A 17,737-nucleotide genomic window follows, 5' to 3' on the forward strand; every position below is an offset into this window, starting at 1 on the left:
CTACCCCACCTTGCGGATGCATGCTCATGATTGGCAACTGTTCGGGCTACACGGTTGGACAAGACGGGTGGCTGCGTTGACCATAGGCTCGGGGACGAACTTCAAGCTCCGGGGGACAACAGGTTTAGCGCAGCTACCGCGACACGGAAGGCATTCAGCGCGTGCCGCTAAATGCTTGATTGGAAAGATACAAGGGGACGGCGATGCTCGCGGGGCGTGCCCCGCTCGCACATCGCCAGACGGGCCGGCTTGGGAGCGGCCCGGCGCTCGGCCCGCAGAAAGCCCTACGTCTTGCCTCGTTTCTTTGTCGACACCCCGCTGACTCAGCCTGGCGAGCTTGTGCTTTCGCCTGGTGCTGCCCGTCACGTACAGGTGCTACGCCTTCAACCGGGTGACGCGCTGACGCTGTTCGACGGCAGCGGCCCGGAATGGCGGGCCGAGGTCACAGCGATGGGGCGCAGCGAGGTGCGCGTGAGCCTGCTCGCGCCAGACCAGCCGCAGCGCGAACTCGCCCGTGCGGTGACGCTGGCCGTCGTCATGCCGGCCAACGACCGCATGGACTTTCTCGTCGAGAAGGCGACCGAACTGGGCGCCGCCGCGCTGCTGCCGCTCGTCTCTGAACGCTCGGTGCTGCGCCTGAGCGGTGAACGCGCCGACAAGAAGCGCGCCCATTGGCAGGGCGTGGCCATTGCCGCCGCCGAGCAGAGTGGGCGCACGGTGCCGACGCGCATCGAGCCCGTGCTGCCGCTGGCCGCCTGGCTGGCCGCGTTGCCCGCACCGGCCGACGACGAATGGCGCGGCCTGCTGAGCCCGCGTGCGGCGCAGCCGTTGGCAGCGTTCCCGCAGCAGCGGGCACTGTTCCTCAGCGGCCCCGAGGGCGGCCTCAGCGACGCCGAAGAAGACGCAGCGCGCGCATTGGGCTTCGCCGCGATCTCGCTCGGCCCCCGCATCCTGCGCGCCGACACCGCGCCGCTGGCGGTTCTCTCCTGGCTCGCCTTGTCGTGAACCGAAAGCTCGCGCTGCTCGTTCTGGCTCAGGGCTTCTTCCTCACCAACAACATCTGCCTCATCGCCATCAACGGCCTCGTCGGCTTGGCGCTGGCGCCCGTGCCGTGGATGGCGACGCTGCCCATCTGCGCCTACGTGACCGGCGGTGCGCTGACGGCGCGCATGGTGGGCCGGCACCAGCTGCGCTTCGGCCGGCGACGCGGCTTCCAGATCGGCCTGGTGGTGGCCATCGTCAGCTCCGCGATGGCACTTTGGAGCGTGCTGCACCAGCAGTTCTGGGGCGTTGTCGTGGCGACGCTGGTGGGCGGCTACTACAGCGCCAACGCGGCGCTCTACCGCTTTGCCGCGACCGAGCTCGTTGCGCCGGACAAGCGCGAGGCGGCCATCTCCTGGGTGTTGGGTGGTGGTTGCCTGGGCGCCTTCATCGGCCCGCTGCTGGCGCGTGAGAGCCAGAACCTGCTGGTGGCGCCGTTCGCCGGGGCCTATCTGCTGCTGATAGGTGTTGCGCTGGTGGGCCTGGTGCTGATCTCGCTGATCGACTTCCCGCCGCTGGCCAGGCCCAAGCCCGGCGCCGGCGGTCGCTCGGGCGCGGAGTTGATGCGCCAGCCGGTCTTCATCGTTGCGATGGCCGCGAGTGCGCTCGGTTACGGCGTCATGAGCCTACTGATGGCGGCCACGCCCATCGCCATGGGCCAGTGCGGCCTGTCCTTCGGCGACGCCGGCCGGGTGCTGCAGTGGCATGTGCTGGGCATGTACGTGCCGAGTTTCTTTACCGGGCCGCTGATACGCAAGGTCGGCGTGCTGCCGGTCATGGCGACGGGCGTCCTGCTCAACCTGGGCTGCGTCGCGTTCGCGCTGTCGGGGCAGGACCTGGATCACTTCCTCGGCGCGCTGCTGCTGCTGGGCATAGGCTGGAACTTCCTCTACATCGGCGGCACGACGCTGTTCACACAGGCCTACCGCCCCGAGGAGAAGACGCGTGCGCAGGGGCTGATGGACACCGGCGTCTACGCGACGATGTCGCTGACGGCGTTCTCATCTGGTGCGCTGGTCACGACCGGCGGCTGGCAGTGGATGAACTGGGCCAGCCTCGTGCCCATCGCGCTGTGCGCAGCGGCGCTAGGCTGGCTGAAGCTGCGTCAGCGCCCGTCGTCGACCTGAGCGTCTGCGGCCGGCTTGCGTGCCGAACCCTTGATGAGGTCGAAGCGGAACAGCCGGCACTCGATGGGGCCATTCCACATCGGCACGCGGCGCGCTTCCTTCAGCCGCATCTTGCTGGGCAGCTTCATGTCGGGACTGAGCATCCAGGCCGTCCAGCCGGCGGGGTTCTCGGTGTACTGGCGCTTCCAGTGTGCGGCCAGGCGGGGGAAGAAGTCGTCACCGGCGTCCAGCTCCTCGGAGCCGCGTGCGTCCCGCGACATGGCCGCCTTGCCGCGCACCTCGATGCGCTCGCCGTAGGGTGGGTTCATGACGATGCTGCCGGCCATGCCCTCGGGCAGCACGGGCGCGGGCCGCTCCAGCGCGTCGCCGCCGTTGAACTGGATGTACTGGGCCACGCCGGCGCGCTCGGCATTGCGGCGCGCGAAGTCGACCATGCGGAAGGCGACGTCGCTGGCGTAGATGGGCACCTTGGGGGCGTGCACGCGGGCGCGGGCGGCTTGCGCCATCTCGCCCCAGGTGGCCTTGAGGGCCGGCGTGGAGAACGGGATCTGGCGCTCGAAGGCAAAGCGGCGCAGCAGGCCGGGGGCCGAGTCGCAGGCGATCAGCGCGGCCTCGATGGGGATGGTGCCGGAGCCGCAGCAGGGGTCGTGCAGCGCGCTCTCGCCGCGCCAGCCGGCGGCGGCGAGCATGGCGGCGGCGAGCGTCTCCTTCAGCGGTGCGTCGCCCTTGTCGACGCGCCAGCCGCGCTTGAACAGCGGCTCGCCGGAGGTGTCGACATAGATCGCCGCGCGCTCCGGGCCGACGTGCAGCAGCACGGGCAGGTCGGGCGAATGCGTGTCCACGCTGGGGCGCTCGCCGGTGTGCTCGCGCAGTTGGTCGCAGATCGCGTCCTTGATGCGCAGCGTCGTGAAGTTCAGGCTCTTCAGCGGCGAGCGCTGCGCGATGGTGTCCACGCGGATGGTCTCGCGCGGCGTGATCCAGTCGCGCCAGTCGACGCGGCGGGCCAGCGTGTAGAGGTCTTCCTCGTGGCGGTAGGGGCCTTCGATCAGCTCGACCAGCACGCGCTGAGCGAGGCGGCTTTCGAGGTTGATGCGCAGCACGTCCTCGGCCGTGCCGATCAGGCCGCAGCCACCGCGCAGCGGCTCCACCTTGCTGCGCACACCGGGCGGCAGGAAGCGTTTGAGTTCCTCCTCCAGCAGGGGCTCGACGCCACCGGCGCAGGAAACGAAGAGGGAAAGTTTGTTGGGCAGGCTCACCGCGCGATTGTCGCTGGCCATAAACTGGACAGCGTTATCCCAACACTCAATGCGAGCCATGAAGCGAATCGTCCTGACCCTGGCCTTCCTGTTCAGCGCGCTTCAGGCGCAGGCGGCCGACCCGGTGCCGGCCTACCCTGCGCACACCATCCCCAACACGCTGCTGCGCGCCCTGCCCAAGAACGCCGATGGCCGCACGTATCAGCTGCACATTCATCTGCCGGCGTCATTTGCGAAGGAGCCCAAGCGCCGCTACCCGGTGCTCTACGTGACCGATGGTTACTGGGACTTCGCCACCATCGTGGCCTCGTACAACAACCTGAATTACGACAAGGTCGTGCCCGACTTCATCACGGTGGGCCTGGGCTATGCCGGCGACAACCTCGACTACGGCGAAATGCGCGGCTGGGAGCTGTCGCCGGTGCGTATGAACCCCCTGTCTTCCAGCAGCGGCAACGCTGACAAGTTCATCGCCTCGCTGGAGAAGGACATCTTCCCGCTGCTGGAGCGCGAGTACCGCGCCGACCCGGCCCAGCGCTACCTGGCCGGCAGCTCGCTCGGCGGGCTGTTCACGCTGCATGCGATGTATGCCAAGCCCGATCTCTTCAAGGGCTATATCGCCGCCAGCCCGGCCGTCGTCGCCGGCAACGACTGGATCATCGGCCAGGCCAAGGCCTATGCCGCGACGGGCAAGCCCATCAAGGCGCGGCTGTATGTCACCGGCGCCGAGAACGAATGGCCCGGGTTCCTCGCCGGCATCAAGCGCTACCAGGCGCTGCTGCCGGAGTTGAAGCACCCCGAGCTGGTCTATCAAAACCGCACCATCGATGGCGAGCGGCATGGGGGCACCAAGGCCGAGAGCTACACGCGCGGCATGCGCTTTGTGTTCGAGCCGCTGGCGCCGGAGACGGGGAAGTCGAAAGACTGACGTGAAGCAGTTCGCCCTCGCGCTGGCCCTCCTGTCCAGCGCGCCGCAAGTGCTGGCGGACCCGGCGCCCGGCTATCCGCCGCATGTCGTCCCGAACACGCAGCTGCGTGTGCTGCCGCCGACGGCGGATGGCCGGAGCTACCAGCTGCACATCCACCTGCCCGCGTCCTTCGCCAAGGAGCCCGCGCGGCGCTACCCAGTGCTCTACGTCACCGACGCCTACTGGGACTTCACGACCCACATCAACGCCTACAACAGCAAGGTCGCTGATCGCGTCGTGCCCGAGTTCATCATCGTGGGCCTGGGCTATGCGGGCCAGAACCTCGACTACGGCCAGCTGCGCATCGGCGACTTGTCGCCGGTAAAGCTCCCGCAGCCGGGCGACTCCGGCCACGCCGACAAGTTCCTGGCCACGCTGGAGCGCGACATCATCCCGCTGGTGGAGCGCGACTACCGCGGCGACCCGGCCCACCGCATGCTGGCCGGCAGCTCGCTCGGCGGTCTGTTCACGCTGTACGCGATGTACACGCGGCCGACGCTGTTCGAGGGCTATGTCGCGGCCAGCCCGGCGGTGAACGTCGACAACGACTGGCTCATTGGCCTCGCCAAGGCCTATGCCGCAACGGGCAAGCCCATCAAGGCACGTCTCTATGTGACCGGCGCCGAGTGGGAGTGGCCCGCCTACCTGGCCGGCATCAAGCGCTATCAGGCCCTGCTGCCCGAGTTGAAGCATCCCGGCCTGGTGTTCCAGAACCGCATCATCGACGGCGAGCGCCACGGCGGCACGAAGCCGGAAAGCTATGCGCGCGGCATGCGCTTCGTGTTCGAGCCGCTGGCGCCGGAGACGGGGCCATCCAAGGATTGAGGCCGGGCTACGGGTGTCAATTCAGCTTGGAGATGCTGCCACGTGCAGCACCAGGGAGGGGGCAGCCGCCTTTGAGGTCGATGGCTCGCGACTGCACCTCGTTTTCGTTCGACGTCGCGGTGGTGGCTTCAATCTGGAGAAGCCGCGCATCTTCCAGGCTGAACAGAAATGAAATGCCAACGGGCGCTGGCAGCCTCGGTGACTGAGCCGGCGTCTTGAACCGAATCGAGACGTAGTGGGGCAGCGTGCTCCGCTCGTGATACCAAGAGCCCGATAGCGAGACCGTCTTCCATGAGTCTGCGGGCAGGGTTTGGAGCACACAGCGTTCAATGACGGTCTGCTTCCCGCCGGAGATGAAGGTCACTTTCGTCGGCCTGCCGGACTCTTTGTCCGCGAACTCCATCTTCAAGCGCGTCAACGTGTACTGCGACGGAAGTTCCGGAATGCTGCCGTCAGAAGCCAGCGAGAGAATCCTGTCCTGGTGAGCGTTCGTCTGACTGCTCAGCATGCAGAACACCAGCAAGGCGAGGGTTTGGCTGAATCGCATGAGAGTGCCTACAGCGCCTTCCTCAAATTCGCCGGCGCGATCTTCATTCCTTCGCGGTATTTGGCCACCGTGCGCCGCGCGCACTGGATGCCTTGCTCTTCCAGCATCGCCGCGAGCGCGCTGTCGGACAGCGGCTTCTTGATGTCCTCGGCCGCGACGAACTGCTTGATGAGCGCGCGCACCGCCGTGCTGGACGCCTCGCCGCCGGCTTCCGTCGACAGCCCCGAGCCGAAGAAATACTTCAGCTCGAAGGTGCCCCAGCTGGTGGCCATGTACTTGGCCGTCGTCACGCGCGAGATGGTGGATTCGTGCAGGCCCAGTTCGTCGGCGATCTCGCGCAGCACCAGCGGCTTCATGGCCAGCTCGCCGTGCGTGAAGAAGCCGCGCTGGCGCTCGACGATGGCCTGGCTGACGCGCAGGATGGTGTCGAAGCGCTGCTGGATGTTCTTGATGAACCAGCGCGCCTCCTGTAGCTGCCCGCCCAGCGGCGAGTTGCTGATGCCGCCGCGCGTGGCGCGCAGCGCGTTGGCGTAGAGCTCGTTGATGCGCAGCTTGGGCGCCACCTCGGGGTTGAGCATGACGCGGAATTCGCGGCCCACCTTGCGCACGATGACGTCGGGGACGATGGCTGCAGCGGCGCCACGCGCAAAGCGGCGGCCGGGCTTGGGTTCGAGCCGGGTGATGAGCCCCTGCGCCTCGCGCAGGATGTGTTCGTCCGCGCCGGTTTCGGCCATCAGGCGGCGCATGTCGCGGCGGGCCAGCAGCTCCAAATGACCCTTGCAGATCAGGATGGCGACGACCTGGGCGGGGCACTTGGGGCAGGCGCGCAATTGCAGCACCAGGCATTCGGACAGGTCGCGCGCGGCAATGCCGGCCGGGTCCAGGCTTTGCAGCAGGCGCAGGGCGATGCGCAGGTGGTCCAGCAGTTCCTCGCGCGTCTCTTCGTCCTCGGCCAGGGAGGCGGCGATCTCGTCGAGCGTGTCTTCGAGATAACCATCCTCGTTGAGCGACTCGATGAGGATCTGCAGCGCGGCGCGGTCCTCGGGGGAGAGGTGGTGGCCGGCGAGTTGCTGGGTGAGATGCTCGGCCAGCGTGGCTTCGGCGAACTCCTGGCTCTCGCGCTCGCCGTCGTCGTCGCCGCTGGCGCCGGAGCTGTTGCTGGGCAGCTCGCGGATGCCGTCGAAGTCGTCGCGCTCGGTGCCGTTCTCCCAGTCCTCGCGCTCGGTACCGCCGAATTCCTCGGCGGTCAGCTCGGGGGCGTCGCCGCTTTCCGACTCGCCGGCCGAAGCCTCGGTGCCGCTCTCGGCCGGCGCGTTCGAGGCCAGCTCGGGGGCGCTGACGGTGAACTCCTCCTCGGTGTCCAGCAGCGGGTTGGTGGCCAGCATCTGCTCGACTTCCTGGTTCAGCTCCAGCGTCGACAGCTGCAGCAGCCGGATGGATTGCTGCAGCTGGGGCGTCAGCGCGAGATGCTGACTGAGGCGGACCTGGAGGGTCTGCTTCATCCCAGAGTTCCTTGCGGGCCGAGCGCCGGGCCGCTCCCAAGCCGGCCCGCGCTGGCGATGTGCTTGCCGCTCAATGCGGCAAGCATCGCCGTCCCCTCGGGGGACCGACCAGACGCGCTCGCGTTCAGCGACGCGAGGATGGGCGAGGGGTTGTCCATCTCTACATGCGGAAGTTTTCGCCGAGATAGACCTTGCGCACGTCGGCGTTGGCCACGATCTCGTCGGGCGTGCCTTCGGCGAGCACGGCGCCCTCGCTGATGATGTAGGCGCGGTCGCAGATGCCCAGCGTCTCGCGGACGTTGTGGTCCGTGATCAGCACGCCGATGCCGCGGCTCTTCAGGAAACCGATGATGCGCTGGATCTCCAGCACGGCGATGGGGTCGACGCCGGCAAAGGGCTCGTCCAGCAGGATGAAGCGCGGTTGCGTGGCCAGGGCGCGGGCGATCTCGACGCGGCGGCGCTCGCCGCCCGACAGGGCCGGCGCCGGGCTGTCGCGCAGGCCGTCGATGGAGAGGTCGTGCAGCAGGCCGTTGAGCAGCTCGTCGATGCGCGCCTTGCCCAGGGACCGGCCCTTGGCGTCCTGCTGCAGCTCCAGCACGGCGCGGATGTTCTGCGCGACGGTGAGCTTGCGGAAGATGGACGCTTCCTGCGGCAGATAGCTCAGGCCCAGGCGGGCGCGTGAGTGGATGGGCAGGCGCTGCACCTCGGCGCCGTCGATGCGGATGATGCCGGCGTCCGAGCGGACGAGGCCGACGATCATGTAGAAGCTGGTCGTCTTGCCGGCGCCATTGGGGCCGAGCAGGCCGACCACCTCGCCGCAGTCGACTCGCACATGGACGTTCTTGACGACCTTGCGCACGCCATAGGTCTTGGCCAGACCCTCGGCTTCGAGGCGGCTGCCGCAGGCCGTTGGCTGGACGCCGGCGGCCGGGGATTCAAGCGTGACGGACGCGTCGCCCATCACGAAGGCTTGCCTGGCTGCAGCGTCGTCGACGGCTTCAGTGGCAAGGCTGCCGGCGGCGCCGAGGCGGCGTCCTCGGCCGGCTGCGGGCGCGGCATCATGACGATGCGCGTGCGGCCGTTCGAGTTGGGCGAGGCGCTGCCGCCTTCCAGCGTGAAGACCTCGGTGCGGCTGTTGTAGACGATGACGGCGCCCGTCACCTCGTTGGCAATCGCCGCGCCGCGCATGCTGCGCACATTGGCGTTGCCGATGAAGCGCACGTTCTCGGTGCGGGTGTCGTATTCGAGCTGATCGGCCACACCCTCGATGGCTTCGCCAGGGACGTCGCGCGCCTGGCGAAAGCTGACCGGCTTGCCGGCGGTGCCGCTCGCATAGGCCTGAACGTAGCCATCGCGAGTTTCGCGCACGTCCACCTTCTCGGCGCGCAGCATCAGGCTTCCTTGGGTGATGATGACGTTGCCTTCCAGCTCTGTGCGCTGGTTGACGCCGTCTACGATGCCCCGCTTGTCCTGCGTAAAGACCATCGGCTTCAGGCGGTCGCCCTTCTCTGCGAGGGCGGCAGTGGCGGTCAGCGCAGCGAGGAGGAGAAGGAGTCGCGAAGACATGGCGGCACGGAAGTTGCAGGCCATTCTATGGGCGCGATACCGCCCTCAGCCTTTCTCTCGTGACAACTTGATCAGGAAATCCGCGACGGCTAGGGCCTGCTGGCCCAGGGCGGTTTCGCTTTGGTTGGCGTTGGCGCCCATGCCGGGGCCGGTGCGGAAACGCCCGCCGATGACGAGGGCGGGCACCTGGTCGGCGCCGCTCAGCTCGGCCAGCTTCTGCCCTTGCGCCAGCCTGGACTGCACGCCGAAGGAGGCGAAGGCCGCCTTGAACTTGGCGGCGTCCACGCCCAGCTTGCCGACCAGGGCGGTGATGGCCGCCTCGTCATTGGCATCCACGCCCTGGCGGTGGAAGGCATTGAAGATGCCAGCGTGCACCGCCGACGTCAGCGCGCCCATGGCCTCCAGCGCGTAATACGTGCGCGCATGCAGCTTGAGCATGGCCTGCTGGCCCACCGGCACACGGCGAAAGCTCACATCCGCCGGCAGCTGGTGCACCCAGGCCTCCAGCAGCGGGTCGAAGGCGAAGCAGTGCGGGCACTTGTAAAAGAAGAACTCGATGACCTCGATCTTGCCCGGCGCGCCCGGCAGGCGCTGCGCCAGGCGGGCGTAGTGCCGGCCCTCGACGGGCGCGCCCTGGGCCCAGGCAGCCGGCGCCAGGCTGGTGGCGGCGAGAGCGAGAGTGGCGTGGCGACGCTTCATGCCTTGCGCCGCACTCGCTGGATCAGGAAGTCGGCGTACTGCAGCGCGCGCTGGCCGAGCTCATGCTCGGGCAGGCGCTGGCCCACGCCGGCCATGCTGGGCGAGGTCAGGAAGCGGCCACCGATGCCGATGCTGGGCACGCCGTCGATGTTGTAGGCCTCGGACAGCTTCTCGGCCTGGGTGGCCTTGGTCTGCACGCCGAAGGAGTTGTAGGCGTCCTGGTACTTGACCGGGTCCACGCCCAGGGCGCTGAGGAACTTGGCCTGGCTCTTGGCGTCTTCCAACGCCTGGCCCTGCTCGTGCATGGCCTTGAAGATGGCGGGGCGGGTGGCGGCTTCCTTGCCCATGCTCTCCAGCGTGTAGAACATGCGCTGGTGGATCTTGACGTTGGCGCGGAAGGCCACATGCACCTTGCGGAAGGTGACGTCGGCGGCCAATTGCCTGGACCAGGCCTCGATCAGGGGCTCGAAGGCGTAGCAGTGCGGGCAGCCGTACCAGAAGAACTCCACCACCTCGATCTTGCCTGGCGGCGTGGCCAGGGGCCTGTCCAGTGCGGTGTACTGGCGGCCTTCAATCGGACCGCCCTGGGCAAAGGCGGAGCCGGCGGCAGCCGCGAGCGGCGTGGTGGCGAGCAGGGCGGAGAAATCGCGGCGCTTCATGACGTCAGGTGTCCTTGGCTTGGAGTTCAGCGTTGTACACGAACGAGATTGGCCTCGAAACCGGCCCCCTCGATCTTGCGCTGGAGGTCTTCGGCGGCCTCGCGGGTATCAACGGGCCCGAGGCGCACGCGGTAGACAGTGCGGCCGTTTTGTTCGCGCTCCATCAGCTTGGCCGTGAAGCCCTGGATGGCCAGCTTGGCCTTCTGGGCTTCGGCCTCCTCGGGCCGGGTGAAGGCGCCGGCCTGCACGAAGTAGATGTAGGCGTCGGCACCCGCCGCGGCTGCCGGGGCGGTAGCTGAGGCGGCGGCCTCGGCCTTGGGCGCGACGGGCTTGGGCTGTGCCGTCACCACCGGCGGCAGGGTGGCCGCAGCGCTGGCGGCGGCCACGGCGGCGCTGGCTGTCGTGGTGGCTGGCGGCGGGGCGGTCAGCGGCGGCGGCGCGTTGACCACACCGCTGGCGCTGCGCGCGGCCTTGCCGGCCAGCGGCGCGTTCGGGTCCCAGTTCTTGTTGCGCTCGGTCTCGGCGGCGTCCTGCTCGGCGGTGCGCTGCGGCACCTTGTTCACGAAGGGGATGGGCACCTTGGTGATGTACAGGGCCACGCCCAGGGCGACCGCGAGGCCGACGAGCAGGCCGACGATGAGGCCGAGGACAAAGCCGCCCTTCTGGCTTTTCTGGCCGGCGGGCTTGGATGCAGAACTCATTCGGTCTCCAGGGTTTCAGCAGTGTCGCGGTTCATCTGTTCGGGCGCGCTGACGCCCAGCATGCCTAAAGCGTTGGCCAGCACCTGGCGCGTGGCGGCCAGCAGGGCCACGCGGGCGCGGCTCAGTTCGGGCGCCACGCCCACCACGCGCTCGGCGGCGTAGTAGGAGTGGTAGGCGCTGGCCAGGTCGCGGGCGTAGAAGGCCACGTCGTGCGGCGCGATGCCGGCGGCGGCGCCAGCCAGCATGTCGGGGTAGGCGGCGAGCTTGAGCATCAGCGCCTCTTCGGTGGGTGCGGTCAGCAGGCTGATGTCAGCGCCGGCGATGGTCGACTCGTCGCCGCCCCATTTGCGGATCACCGAGCAGATGCGCGCATGTGCGTACTGCACGTAAAACACCGGGTTCTCGTCGTTGGCCTTCAGCGCCAGGTCGATGTCGAAGACGAACTCGGTGTCGGCCTTGCGGCTGATGAGGAAGAAGCGCACCGCGTCGCGGCTGGTCCAGTCGATCAGGTCGCGCAGCGTCACGTAGCTGCCGGCGCGCTTGGAGATCTTGACCTCCTCGCCGCCCTTCATGACCGTGACCATCTTGTTCAGCACGTACTCGGGGAAGCCCTGCGGGATGCCGAGACCCACCGCCTGCAGGCCGGCACGCACGCGGGCAATGGTGCCGTGGTGGTCGGTGCCCTGGATGTTGATGCACTGCGTGTAGCCACGCTCGAACTTGTTGATGTGATAGGCCACGTCAGGCACGAAGTAGGTGAATCCACCCTCGGACTTGCGCATGACGCGGTCCTTGTCGTCGCCGTAGTCAGTGGTGCGCAGCCACAGGGCGCCGCCTTCTTCGTAGGTCTTGCCGCTGGCGATCAGACGCTCGACGGTCTTCTCCAACTGACCACCCGCGTAGACGCTGCTTTCCAGGAAGTAGTTGTCGAACTTCAGCCCGAAGGCCTGCAGGTCCAGGTCCTGCTCGTGGCGCAGGTAGGCGACGGCGAACTGGCGGATGCTGTCGAGGTCATTCAGGTCGCCGCTGGCGGTGAACTCGCGATCGTCGGCCTTGACGGTTTCGCGCTGAAGGAAGGCGTCGGCGATGTCCTGGATGTAGTCGCCGTTGTAGGCGGCCTCCGGCCACTCGGCGTCGCCGGGCTTGATGCCCTTCAGGCGCATCTGCGTGGAGTTGGCCAGCGTGGCGATCTGCACGCCGGCATCGTTGTAATAGAACTCGCGGGTCACGTCGTGGCCCTGGCTCTGGAAGACGGAGCAGATCGCGTCGCCCAGCGCGGCTTGGCGGGCATGGCCCACGTGCAGCGGGCCGGTCGGGTTGGCGGAGACGAACTCCACCATGACGTGCTTGCCGGTCGCGGCGCGGTGGCCGAACTTGGCGCCGGCGCCCAGCACCTCGGCCACGACGGCCTGCTTGGCCTCGGGCTTGAGGCGGATGTTGATGAAGCCGGGGCCGGCGATCTCCAGCGCTTGGCACCATTGCTGGAAGGCGGGCTTGGCTTCGAGGGCGGCGATCAGGCGGGTGGCCAGTTCGCGCGGGTTGGCCTTCAGCGGCTTGGCCAGCTGCATGGCGGCGGTGCAGGCGAAGTCGCCATGGGCGGCCTGCTTGGGCGATTCAAAGGCCGCGACGGCGTTGGAGCCGGGGGCGATTTCTTGCAGAGAGTCGGCGAGTGCGGCGAGCAGCGCCTGCTTGGCTTGGATCATGGGCGGGATTCTAGGAGGCAGCCCTTGAACGCACGGGCCGCTCGCGGCGCCGACTCAGCCGGTTGTCGCCTGGATGGGGTCGTGACAGGCCACACAGAGCTTGTTGCCGTCCGGGTCGCGGAAATAGGCGCCGTAGTAGTGGGCGTGGTACTCGGGCCGCAGGCCGGGCGGTCCCTCGCAGCGGCCGCCATAGGCCAGGGCCGTTGCGTGGGCCGCATCCACCTGCTCGCGGCTTGCTGCCAGCAGCGCCACCATCTGGCCATTGCCCGGTTCATGCTCGCCCTCGAAGGGCGCGCCCAGCAGGAACAGCGGGCGCGGCCCGGGCGTGCTCTGCCAGCCGGCCCAGGGGCGCGACGGCTCGCAGAAGCGCTCGGCAATGCCCAGACCGGCCAGCAGCGGGCGGTAGAAAGCGAGGGCGCGCTCGAAGTCGTTTGTGGCGACAAAGACGTGGGAGAACAAGGGGTGGACCTCCGGGAGCGGCCCGTATCATGCCCCGCGTGAGTGCCCCTGCAGACGACCTGCCCCTCCACATCGGCCGCTACCAGGTGCTCAAGCGCCTGGGTGAGGGCGCGACCAGCGACGTGTTCCTGGCCCGCGACCCTTTCCAGAGTCAGGATGTGGCCATCAAGCGCATGCGCACCTGGGCGCCGCTGCCGGACACGCCGGCCAGCGACTTCAGCAACCGTTTCTTCAGCGCGGAGGCGGCCCTGGCTGGGCGGCTGCACCACCCCAATGTCGTTGCCATCCTGGACGCGGTGGCCGAGGCCTCCTCGCCCTACCTCGTCATGGAGTACGTGCCGGGCGTCACGCTCAAGCACTTCTGCCGCAGCGACCGCTTACTGCCGCTGGACCAGATCGTCGAAATTGCCTTCAAGTGCGCGATGGCGCTGGGCTATGTCTACCGCCAGGGGCTGATCCACCGCGACGTGAAGCCGGCCAACCTGCTGGCCGTGCTGGACGGCTCGGGCCAGGTGGTGGACGTGAAGGTCAGCGACTTCGGCTCGGCGCTGAACCTGCATGCGGACTCCACGCAGATCCACCGCGTCGGCTCGCTGGCCTACATGCCGCCCGAGCAGATCGAGGGTGCCGACGTGGACTGCCGCGCCGACATCTATGCGCTGGGCGCCGTGCTCTACCACCTGATCTGCGGTCGCCCGCCCTTTGACGCGCCGCACCAGATGGCGCTGATGCACCAGATCTACCACCAGCCGCCGCTGCCGCTGGTGGGCCAGCGCGAGGGCGTCAGCGAGGCGCTGGACGCCGTCGTGCAGCGCGCGCTGGCCAAGGGCCCGCACGACCGCTTTGCCGACTGGGACAGCTTTGCCCAGGCGCTCTCCGGCCTGGTCTCCAGCCAGCAGGTGCCGATGAACCGCCTGGGCGAGGTGCGCGACTCGGAGCGCTTCAACATGCTGCGCGCGCTGGAGTTCTTTGCGGACTTTGGCGACGTGCAACTGTGGGAAGTGGTGCGGCGTGCGCGCTGGAAGCGCTATCCACTGGGCCACGCCCTCTTCAAGCGCGGCCAGGAGGGCAGCAGCTTCCACATCATTGCGCGTGGCGAGGTGCAGGTGTACCGCGACAACCGGCTGGTGGCCACGCTGGGCCAGGGCACGTCGGTGGGCGAGATGGCTTACCTGGCGCCCAACCCGGACCTGCGCAAGCACAGCACCGACATCAAGGTGACGCAGGAGTGCACGACGATCTGCTTCGAGCCCGAGTCGATGAGCCAGCTGAGCCCGGAGTGCCAGCACCGCTTCGACAGCGCCTTCATCCGCGTGCTGGTGCGCCGCCTGCACGCCGCGCACGAAGCGCTCGCGCATCCGCGGCGAATCCTTTGAGTCTGACAGGCAGGTGTCTTGCGCTTGGCAGCGCCCGGCGCGCGTGCTTGAATGGCCCGGCCCGAATCACCTCCCAGAGGAAGGACTTCCCCGATGAAACGCATCACTCTCGCCATCGCGCTTGGCGTGGCCGCTTTTGCTGCCCAGGCTGCCGACAAGGCGCCCACCGCCCAGCAGTCCAAGATGACCACATGCAACAAGGAGGCCAAGGCCGCCGACAAGAAGGGCGATGAACGCAAGGCCTTCATGAAGGAGTGCCTGTCCGCCAAGGGGGCCGACGCCGCTCCCGCCGCTGCGCCCGCCAGCCCGGCCTGCGAGAAGTCTGCCGCCGACAAGAAGCTGCACGGGGCTGCGGCCAAGAGCCATATCAAGAAGTGCATGGCCGACGGTGCCGCGCCCGCGCCCGCAGCCAAGTGACCCACCGCGCCTGACGGCGTTGCCTCATCGAAAGCCACCTTCGGGTGGCTTTCTTCTTAGGCGGGGTAGAGGTGCCGTCCGACAGGGCGTCGGCCCGGTGGCCGGCGCCATGCACGAGCCGAAACGCCCAAAGTGGAGTCATGGCAAGTCCATCAAAAGGAACCCGATCATGAACACCACCACCACCCTCCCTACCGAATCCGGCGCCACCTATTGGCGTGTGGCCCTGGTCTCCGTCGCCGCAGCCGCGACGCTGGCCTTGACCGCCTGTGCCGGCATGTCGGCGCGTGAAACCAGCACCGTCGTCGGTGCGACCGCAGGCGCCGTCATCGGCGGCGCGGTGACCGGCACGACCACCGGCGCGGCCATCGGCGCGGCCGCTGGCGGCGTGGTCGGCAACGAAGTCTCGAAGAAGCGCGGTCAGTAAACCGCGTGGCAGGCCACGCGCCTGCCGTCCACATCGCGCAGCAGCGGGGTTTCATCCGTGCAGCGCGGCATGGCCAGCGGGCAGCGCTTGTGAAAAGCGCAGCCGCTGGGCGGATTCAGCGGGCTCGGCAGCTCGCCATGGATGACGATGCGCTCGCGCCGGTCGGCCTTACGCAGGGCCGGTGTCGCGCTCATCAGCGCCCGTGTGTAGGGGTGCAGAGGCTGGTCAAACAGCCGCCGCTTCTCGCCAAGCTCGACAGCCGCGCCGAGGTACATCACCATGACCTCGTCGGCCACATGCTCCACGACCGACAGGTTGTGTGAGATGAACACATAGCCCGTGCCGAACTCGTCCTGCAGGTCCATGAAGAGATTCAGGATCTGGGCCTGGATGGAGACGTCCAGCGCGCTCACCGGCTCGTCGGCGACGACGATGCCGGGATTCAGGATCATGGCCCGCGCGATGGCGATGCGCTGGCGCTGGCCGCCCGAGAACATGTGCGGGTAGCGACGCAGGTGCTCGGGGCGCAGGCCCACCTTGGTCGCCAGTGCTTCGACGCGCTCCTGGCGTTCGGCGGCACTCAGCGGCGTGTTGATCAACAACGGTTCGGCCAGCGTTGTCGCCACCGTCTTGCGCGGGTTCAGCGACGCGAACGGGTTCTGAAACACCATTTGCACATCACGCCGCAGCGCCTTCAACGTCGCTTTGTCGGCCGTCGCGGCGTCGGTGCCGCGGATCTTCAGTGAGCCGCGTGTCGGCGGCTCGATCAGCGTGAGCTGGCGGGCCAGCGTGCTCTTGCCGCAGCCCGATTCGCCGACGACGGCCAGCGTCTTCTTCGGTGCCAGCGTGAAGCTGACGCCGTTCAGTGCCTTAACGGTCGCCTTGGGCTGGAACAGGCCACGGCTGACGCTGTAGTGCTTTGCCAGGTCGGTGGCTTCGAGAAGCAGCTCAGACATGAGCGGCCTCCTCGACCGGGTAGAAGCAGCGCACGCCGTTCTCCAATGCGGGCCGTTCGGCGACGCACCTGGGCTGCGCGCGCGGGCAGCGTGGCGACAGCAGGCAGCCCGTGGGCCGGTCCATCGCGCCGGGCACGATGCCGGGCAGGGCGGACAGGCGTTTCGCCCCCTTGTTGTGCTCCGGGATCGCGGCCAGCAGCGCGTTCGTGTACGGGTGGCGCGGCGCGTCGAAGAGGTCGGGCACCGGGCCGGTCTCGACGATCTGGCCGGCATACATCACGGCGATGCGCTGGGCCATCTCGGCCACGATGGCCAGGTCGTGCGTGATCATGATCAGGCCCATGCCCTGCTCGCGTTGCAGCTTCAGCAGCAGCGCCATGATCTGSGCCTGGATSGTCACGTCAAGCGCCGTGGTCGGCTCGTCGGCGATCAGCAGCTTGGGTCCGCAGGCAATGGCCATCGCGATCATCACGCGCTGGTTCATGCCGCCGGAGAGTTGGTGGGGGTAGGCGCTGGCGCGGCTGGCGGCGTCGGGGATCTCGACGAGATCCAGCAGTTCGACGACACGCTGCTTTGCGGCGCTGCCGCGCAGGCCGAGGTGGGCCTTGAGCACTTCGGCGATCTGGGCGCCGACGGTGTAGCTCGGGTTGAGGCTGCTCAGCGCGTCCTGAAACACCATGGCGACGTCGCGGCCGATCAGGGCGCGTCTCTCGCGTGGCGACAGCTTCAGCAGGTCGCGGCCCTGGAATTCGATGGCATCGGCCGTGACCTTGCCGGGGGCGTCGATGACGCCCATCAGCGCGAGCATGGTCACCGACTTGCCGGAGCCGGATTCGCCGACGATGCCGAGCAGTTCGCCTTTGTCCAGTTGAAGGTCGACGCCGTCGACGGCGGGGAAATTGCCGAAGGTGACGCGGAGGTTCTTGATGGTGAGTAGGCTCATCGCTGCTGTTTGGTGGCGAGGGCCGTGCCGGGATTTCGCCCCGGCGGGCGACTCACTTTCTGGGCCGCCAGAAAGTAAGCAAAGAGCTCCCCCCGACCGCCCCGCCCCTGCGCTTCGCTTCGGGGTGCCCTGCGCTGCTCAGTCCTTGAAGCCCCGCGCAGAACTCCCTTCGCTACGCTCCGGTCAGACAACCGCGCGGAGTCAGTTCTTGAGGCGAGCTTCGCTCGCGGCTTCAAGGCCTTCCGCTGCTCGGCGCGGCTAAAGGGGGCATGCAGAAATACATCCACCGCCCGGCTTTCGGGTTTGGCTGTTGGCTGTTGCGGCTGTTCAGGAGCCTCCCCTTCTAAACCGCCGAGAAGCGCAGAAGCCCGGGGCGCGAGTGAAGCGAGCTTCAAGCTCTGACTTCGCACCCCTTTGTTTGAACGCAGCGTAGCGAAGTGAGTTGGGTGCGGCCCCGGGTTTCGATGCAGTGAGGCGGGACCGAGCACAGCACCTGCGTGCTGTGCGACGCCTGACGAACGCCATGCCGCATGCAAGCGGCATGGCACGCAGGGCACCCCGACAG

The 17,737-nt window shown here is 68.0% G+C and carries 19 protein-coding genes; 7 read left to right on the forward strand and 12 right to left on the reverse strand.

Annotated features, from left to right (window positions below):
* The first annotated feature begins 291 nt into the window (after positions 1–291).
* Both ACXRVZ_RS25575 and ACXRVZ_RS25580 read left to right on the forward strand, forming a co-directional pair.
* The gene (locus tag ACXRVZ_RS25575; protein ID WP_457418406.1) at positions 292–1,005 is read left to right on the forward strand and encodes a 16S rRNA (uracil(1498)-N(3))-methyltransferase; all 714 of its coding nucleotides are present in this window, start codon (positions 292–294) and stop codon (positions 1,003–1,005) included.
* Positions 1,002–2,168 carry an MFS transporter gene (locus ACXRVZ_RS25580; protein ID WP_457418408.1) on the forward strand — a complete coding sequence of 389 codons (1,167 nt, stop codon included), beginning with the start codon at positions 1,002–1,004 and terminating at the stop codon, positions 2,166–2,168. The genes ACXRVZ_RS25575 and ACXRVZ_RS25580 overlap by 4 nt, the downstream gene beginning before the upstream one ends.
* Here the strand turns inward: ACXRVZ_RS25580 and ACXRVZ_RS25585 are convergent.
* A complete protein-coding gene (locus ACXRVZ_RS25585; protein WP_457418410.1) occupies positions 2,147–3,445 on the reverse strand; it encodes a THUMP domain-containing class I SAM-dependent RNA methyltransferase in 1,299 nt (432 codons plus the stop codon). The two genes, ACXRVZ_RS25580 and ACXRVZ_RS25585, sit on opposite strands and share 22 nt — an antisense overlap.
* Before the next feature lie 37 nt (positions 3,446–3,482).
* On the opposite strand from ACXRVZ_RS25585, the gene ACXRVZ_RS25590 reads away from it, so the two are divergent.
* On the forward strand, positions 3,483–4,352 hold the full coding sequence (locus ACXRVZ_RS25590) for an alpha/beta hydrolase (RefSeq protein ID WP_457418412.1): 870 nt from the start codon (positions 3,483–3,485) through the stop codon (positions 4,350–4,352).
* A 1-nt stretch (position 4,353) separates the two neighbouring features.
* Positions 4,354–5,217, forward strand: a complete 864-nt coding sequence (locus tag ACXRVZ_RS25595; RefSeq protein ID WP_457418414.1) for an alpha/beta hydrolase — start codon at positions 4,354–4,356, stop codon at positions 5,215–5,217.
* 16 nt (positions 5,218–5,233) lie between these two features.
* Here the strand turns inward: ACXRVZ_RS25595 and ACXRVZ_RS25600 are convergent, their stop codons facing one another.
* The 9 genes from ACXRVZ_RS25600 to ACXRVZ_RS25640 all read right to left on the reverse strand — a co-directional run bounded on the left by ACXRVZ_RS25600 (position 5,234) and on the right by ACXRVZ_RS25640 (position 13,053).
* The gene (locus ACXRVZ_RS25600) at positions 5,234–5,764 is read right to left on the reverse strand and encodes a hypothetical protein (protein WP_457418415.1); all 531 of its coding nucleotides are present in this window, start codon (positions 5,762–5,764) and stop codon (positions 5,234–5,236) included.
* Positions 5,765–5,772: 8 nt separating this feature from the next.
* On the reverse strand, positions 5,773–7,266 hold the full coding sequence (locus ACXRVZ_RS25605; RefSeq protein WP_457418417.1) for an RNA polymerase factor sigma-54: 1,494 nt from the start codon (positions 7,264–7,266) through the stop codon (positions 5,773–5,775).
* Positions 7,267–7,426: 160 nt separating this feature from the next.
* The gene (gene lptB / locus ACXRVZ_RS25610; protein WP_457418419.1) at positions 7,427–8,227 is read right to left on the reverse strand and encodes an LPS export ABC transporter ATP-binding protein; all 801 of its coding nucleotides are present in this window, start codon (positions 8,225–8,227) and stop codon (positions 7,427–7,429) included.
* The gene (gene lptA, locus ACXRVZ_RS25615; protein ID WP_457418421.1) at positions 8,227–8,832 is read right to left on the reverse strand and encodes a lipopolysaccharide transport periplasmic protein LptA; all 606 of its coding nucleotides are present in this window, start codon (positions 8,830–8,832) and stop codon (positions 8,227–8,229) included. Before lptA ends, lptB begins: the two co-directional genes overlap by 1 nt.
* A gap of 45 nt (positions 8,833–8,877) precedes the next feature.
* Positions 8,878–9,531: a thiol:disulfide interchange protein DsbA/DsbL gene (locus ACXRVZ_RS25620; RefSeq protein WP_457418423.1), complete on the reverse strand. Its 654-nt coding sequence runs from the start codon at positions 9,529–9,531 to the stop codon at positions 8,878–8,880.
* Positions 9,528–10,190 (reverse strand): thiol:disulfide interchange protein DsbA/DsbL, encoded by a 663-nt coding sequence (locus tag ACXRVZ_RS25625; protein ID WP_457418425.1) that lies wholly within the window; start codon positions 10,188–10,190, stop codon positions 9,528–9,530. The genes ACXRVZ_RS25620 and ACXRVZ_RS25625 overlap by 4 nt, the downstream gene beginning before the upstream one ends.
* 26 nt (positions 10,191–10,216) lie before the next feature.
* Positions 10,217–10,891 (reverse strand): SPOR domain-containing protein, encoded by a 675-nt coding sequence (locus ACXRVZ_RS25630; RefSeq protein ID WP_457418427.1) that lies wholly within the window; start codon positions 10,889–10,891, stop codon positions 10,217–10,219.
* Positions 10,888–12,594, reverse strand: coding sequence for an arginine--tRNA ligase (gene argS / locus ACXRVZ_RS25635; RefSeq protein ID WP_457418429.1), 1,707 nt, complete (start codon positions 12,592–12,594; stop codon positions 10,888–10,890). Before argS ends, ACXRVZ_RS25630 begins: the two co-directional genes overlap by 4 nt.
* 54 nt (positions 12,595–12,648) lie before the next feature.
* A complete protein-coding gene (locus ACXRVZ_RS25640) occupies positions 12,649–13,053 on the reverse strand; it encodes a VOC family protein (RefSeq protein ID WP_457418431.1) in 405 nt (134 codons plus the stop codon).
* A 29-nt stretch (positions 13,054–13,082) separates the two neighbouring features.
* Here ACXRVZ_RS25640 and ACXRVZ_RS25645 point away from each other — a divergent pair, with 29 nt between their 5' ends.
* The 3 genes from ACXRVZ_RS25645 to ACXRVZ_RS25655 all read left to right on the forward strand — a co-directional run bounded on the left by ACXRVZ_RS25645 (position 13,083) and on the right by ACXRVZ_RS25655 (position 15,273).
* Positions 13,083–14,429, forward strand: a complete 1,347-nt coding sequence (locus ACXRVZ_RS25645) for a serine/threonine-protein kinase (RefSeq protein ID WP_457418433.1) — start codon at positions 13,083–13,085, stop codon at positions 14,427–14,429.
* Between the two features lie 93 nt (positions 14,430–14,522).
* Positions 14,523–14,846 carry a PsiF family protein gene (locus tag ACXRVZ_RS25650; protein WP_457418434.1) on the forward strand — a complete coding sequence of 108 codons (324 nt, stop codon included), beginning with the start codon at positions 14,523–14,525 and terminating at the stop codon, positions 14,844–14,846.
* 169 nt (positions 14,847–15,015) lie between these two features.
* Positions 15,016–15,273, forward strand: coding sequence for a glycine zipper domain-containing protein (locus ACXRVZ_RS25655; protein WP_457418436.1), 258 nt, complete (start codon positions 15,016–15,018; stop codon positions 15,271–15,273).
* Here ACXRVZ_RS25655 and ACXRVZ_RS25660 read toward each other — a convergent pair.
* Together ACXRVZ_RS25660 and ACXRVZ_RS25665 are read right to left on the reverse strand one after the other, a co-directional pair.
* Positions 15,267–16,229, reverse strand: coding sequence for a peptide ABC transporter ATP-binding protein (locus ACXRVZ_RS25660; protein ID WP_457418438.1), 963 nt, complete (start codon positions 16,227–16,229; stop codon positions 15,267–15,269). The two genes, ACXRVZ_RS25655 and ACXRVZ_RS25660, sit on opposite strands and share 7 nt — an antisense overlap.
* Positions 16,222–17,172: an ABC transporter ATP-binding protein gene (locus ACXRVZ_RS25665; protein WP_457418440.1), complete on the reverse strand. Its 951-nt coding sequence runs from the start codon at positions 17,170–17,172 to the stop codon at positions 16,222–16,224. The genes ACXRVZ_RS25660 and ACXRVZ_RS25665 overlap by 8 nt, the downstream gene beginning before the upstream one ends.
* Positions 17,173–17,737 lie beyond the last annotated feature (565 nt).

It is taken from the genome of Roseateles sp. P5_E8, assembly GCF_054177665.1.

What these genes read in the sequence shown, in the direction of transcription:
- ACXRVZ_RS25585 (WP_457418410.1), bottom strand. Translation starts at nt 3,445, where the DNA reads ATGGCCAGCGACAATCGCGCGGTGAGCCTGCCCAACAAACTTTCCCTC.
- ACXRVZ_RS25590 (WP_457418412.1), top strand. Translation starts at nt 3,483, where the DNA reads ATGAAGCGAATCGTCCTGACCCTGGCCTTCCTGTTCAGCGCGCTTCAG.
- ACXRVZ_RS25600 (WP_457418415.1), bottom strand. Translation starts at nt 5,764, where the DNA reads ATGCGATTCAGCCAAACCCTCGCCTTGCTGGTGTTCTGCATGCTGAGC.
- ACXRVZ_RS25605 (WP_457418417.1), bottom strand. Translation starts at nt 7,266, where the DNA reads ATGAAGCAGACCCTCCAGGTCCGCCTCAGTCAGCATCTCGCGCTGACG.
- lptB (WP_457418419.1), bottom strand. Translation starts at nt 8,227, where the DNA reads ATGGGCGACGCGTCCGTCACGCTTGAATCCCCGGCCGCCGGCGTCCAG.
- lptA (WP_457418421.1), bottom strand. Translation starts at nt 8,832, where the DNA reads ATGTCTTCGCGACTCCTTCTCCTCCTCGCTGCGCTGACCGCCACTGCC.
- ACXRVZ_RS25620 (WP_457418423.1), bottom strand. Translation starts at nt 9,531, where the DNA reads ATGAAGCGTCGCCACGCCACTCTCGCTCTCGCCGCCACCAGCCTGGCG.
- ACXRVZ_RS25625 (WP_457418425.1), bottom strand. Translation starts at nt 10,190, where the DNA reads ATGAAGCGCCGCGATTTCTCCGCCCTGCTCGCCACCACGCCGCTCGCG.
- ACXRVZ_RS25630 (WP_457418427.1), bottom strand. Translation starts at nt 10,891, where the DNA reads ATGAGTTCTGCATCCAAGCCCGCCGGCCAGAAAAGCCAGAAGGGCGGC.
- argS (WP_457418429.1), bottom strand. Translation starts at nt 12,594, where the DNA reads ATGATCCAAGCCAAGCAGGCGCTGCTCGCCGCACTCGCCGACTCTCTG.
- ACXRVZ_RS25645 (WP_457418433.1), top strand. Translation starts at nt 13,083, where the DNA reads ATGCCCCGCGTGAGTGCCCCTGCAGACGACCTGCCCCTCCACATCGGC.
- ACXRVZ_RS25650 (WP_457418434.1), top strand. Translation starts at nt 14,523, where the DNA reads ATGAAACGCATCACTCTCGCCATCGCGCTTGGCGTGGCCGCTTTTGCT.
- ACXRVZ_RS25655 (WP_457418436.1), top strand. Translation starts at nt 15,016, where the DNA reads ATGAACACCACCACCACCCTCCCTACCGAATCCGGCGCCACCTATTGG.
- ACXRVZ_RS25660 (WP_457418438.1), bottom strand. Translation starts at nt 16,229, where the DNA reads ATGTCTGAGCTGCTTCTCGAAGCCACCGACCTGGCAAAGCACTACAGC.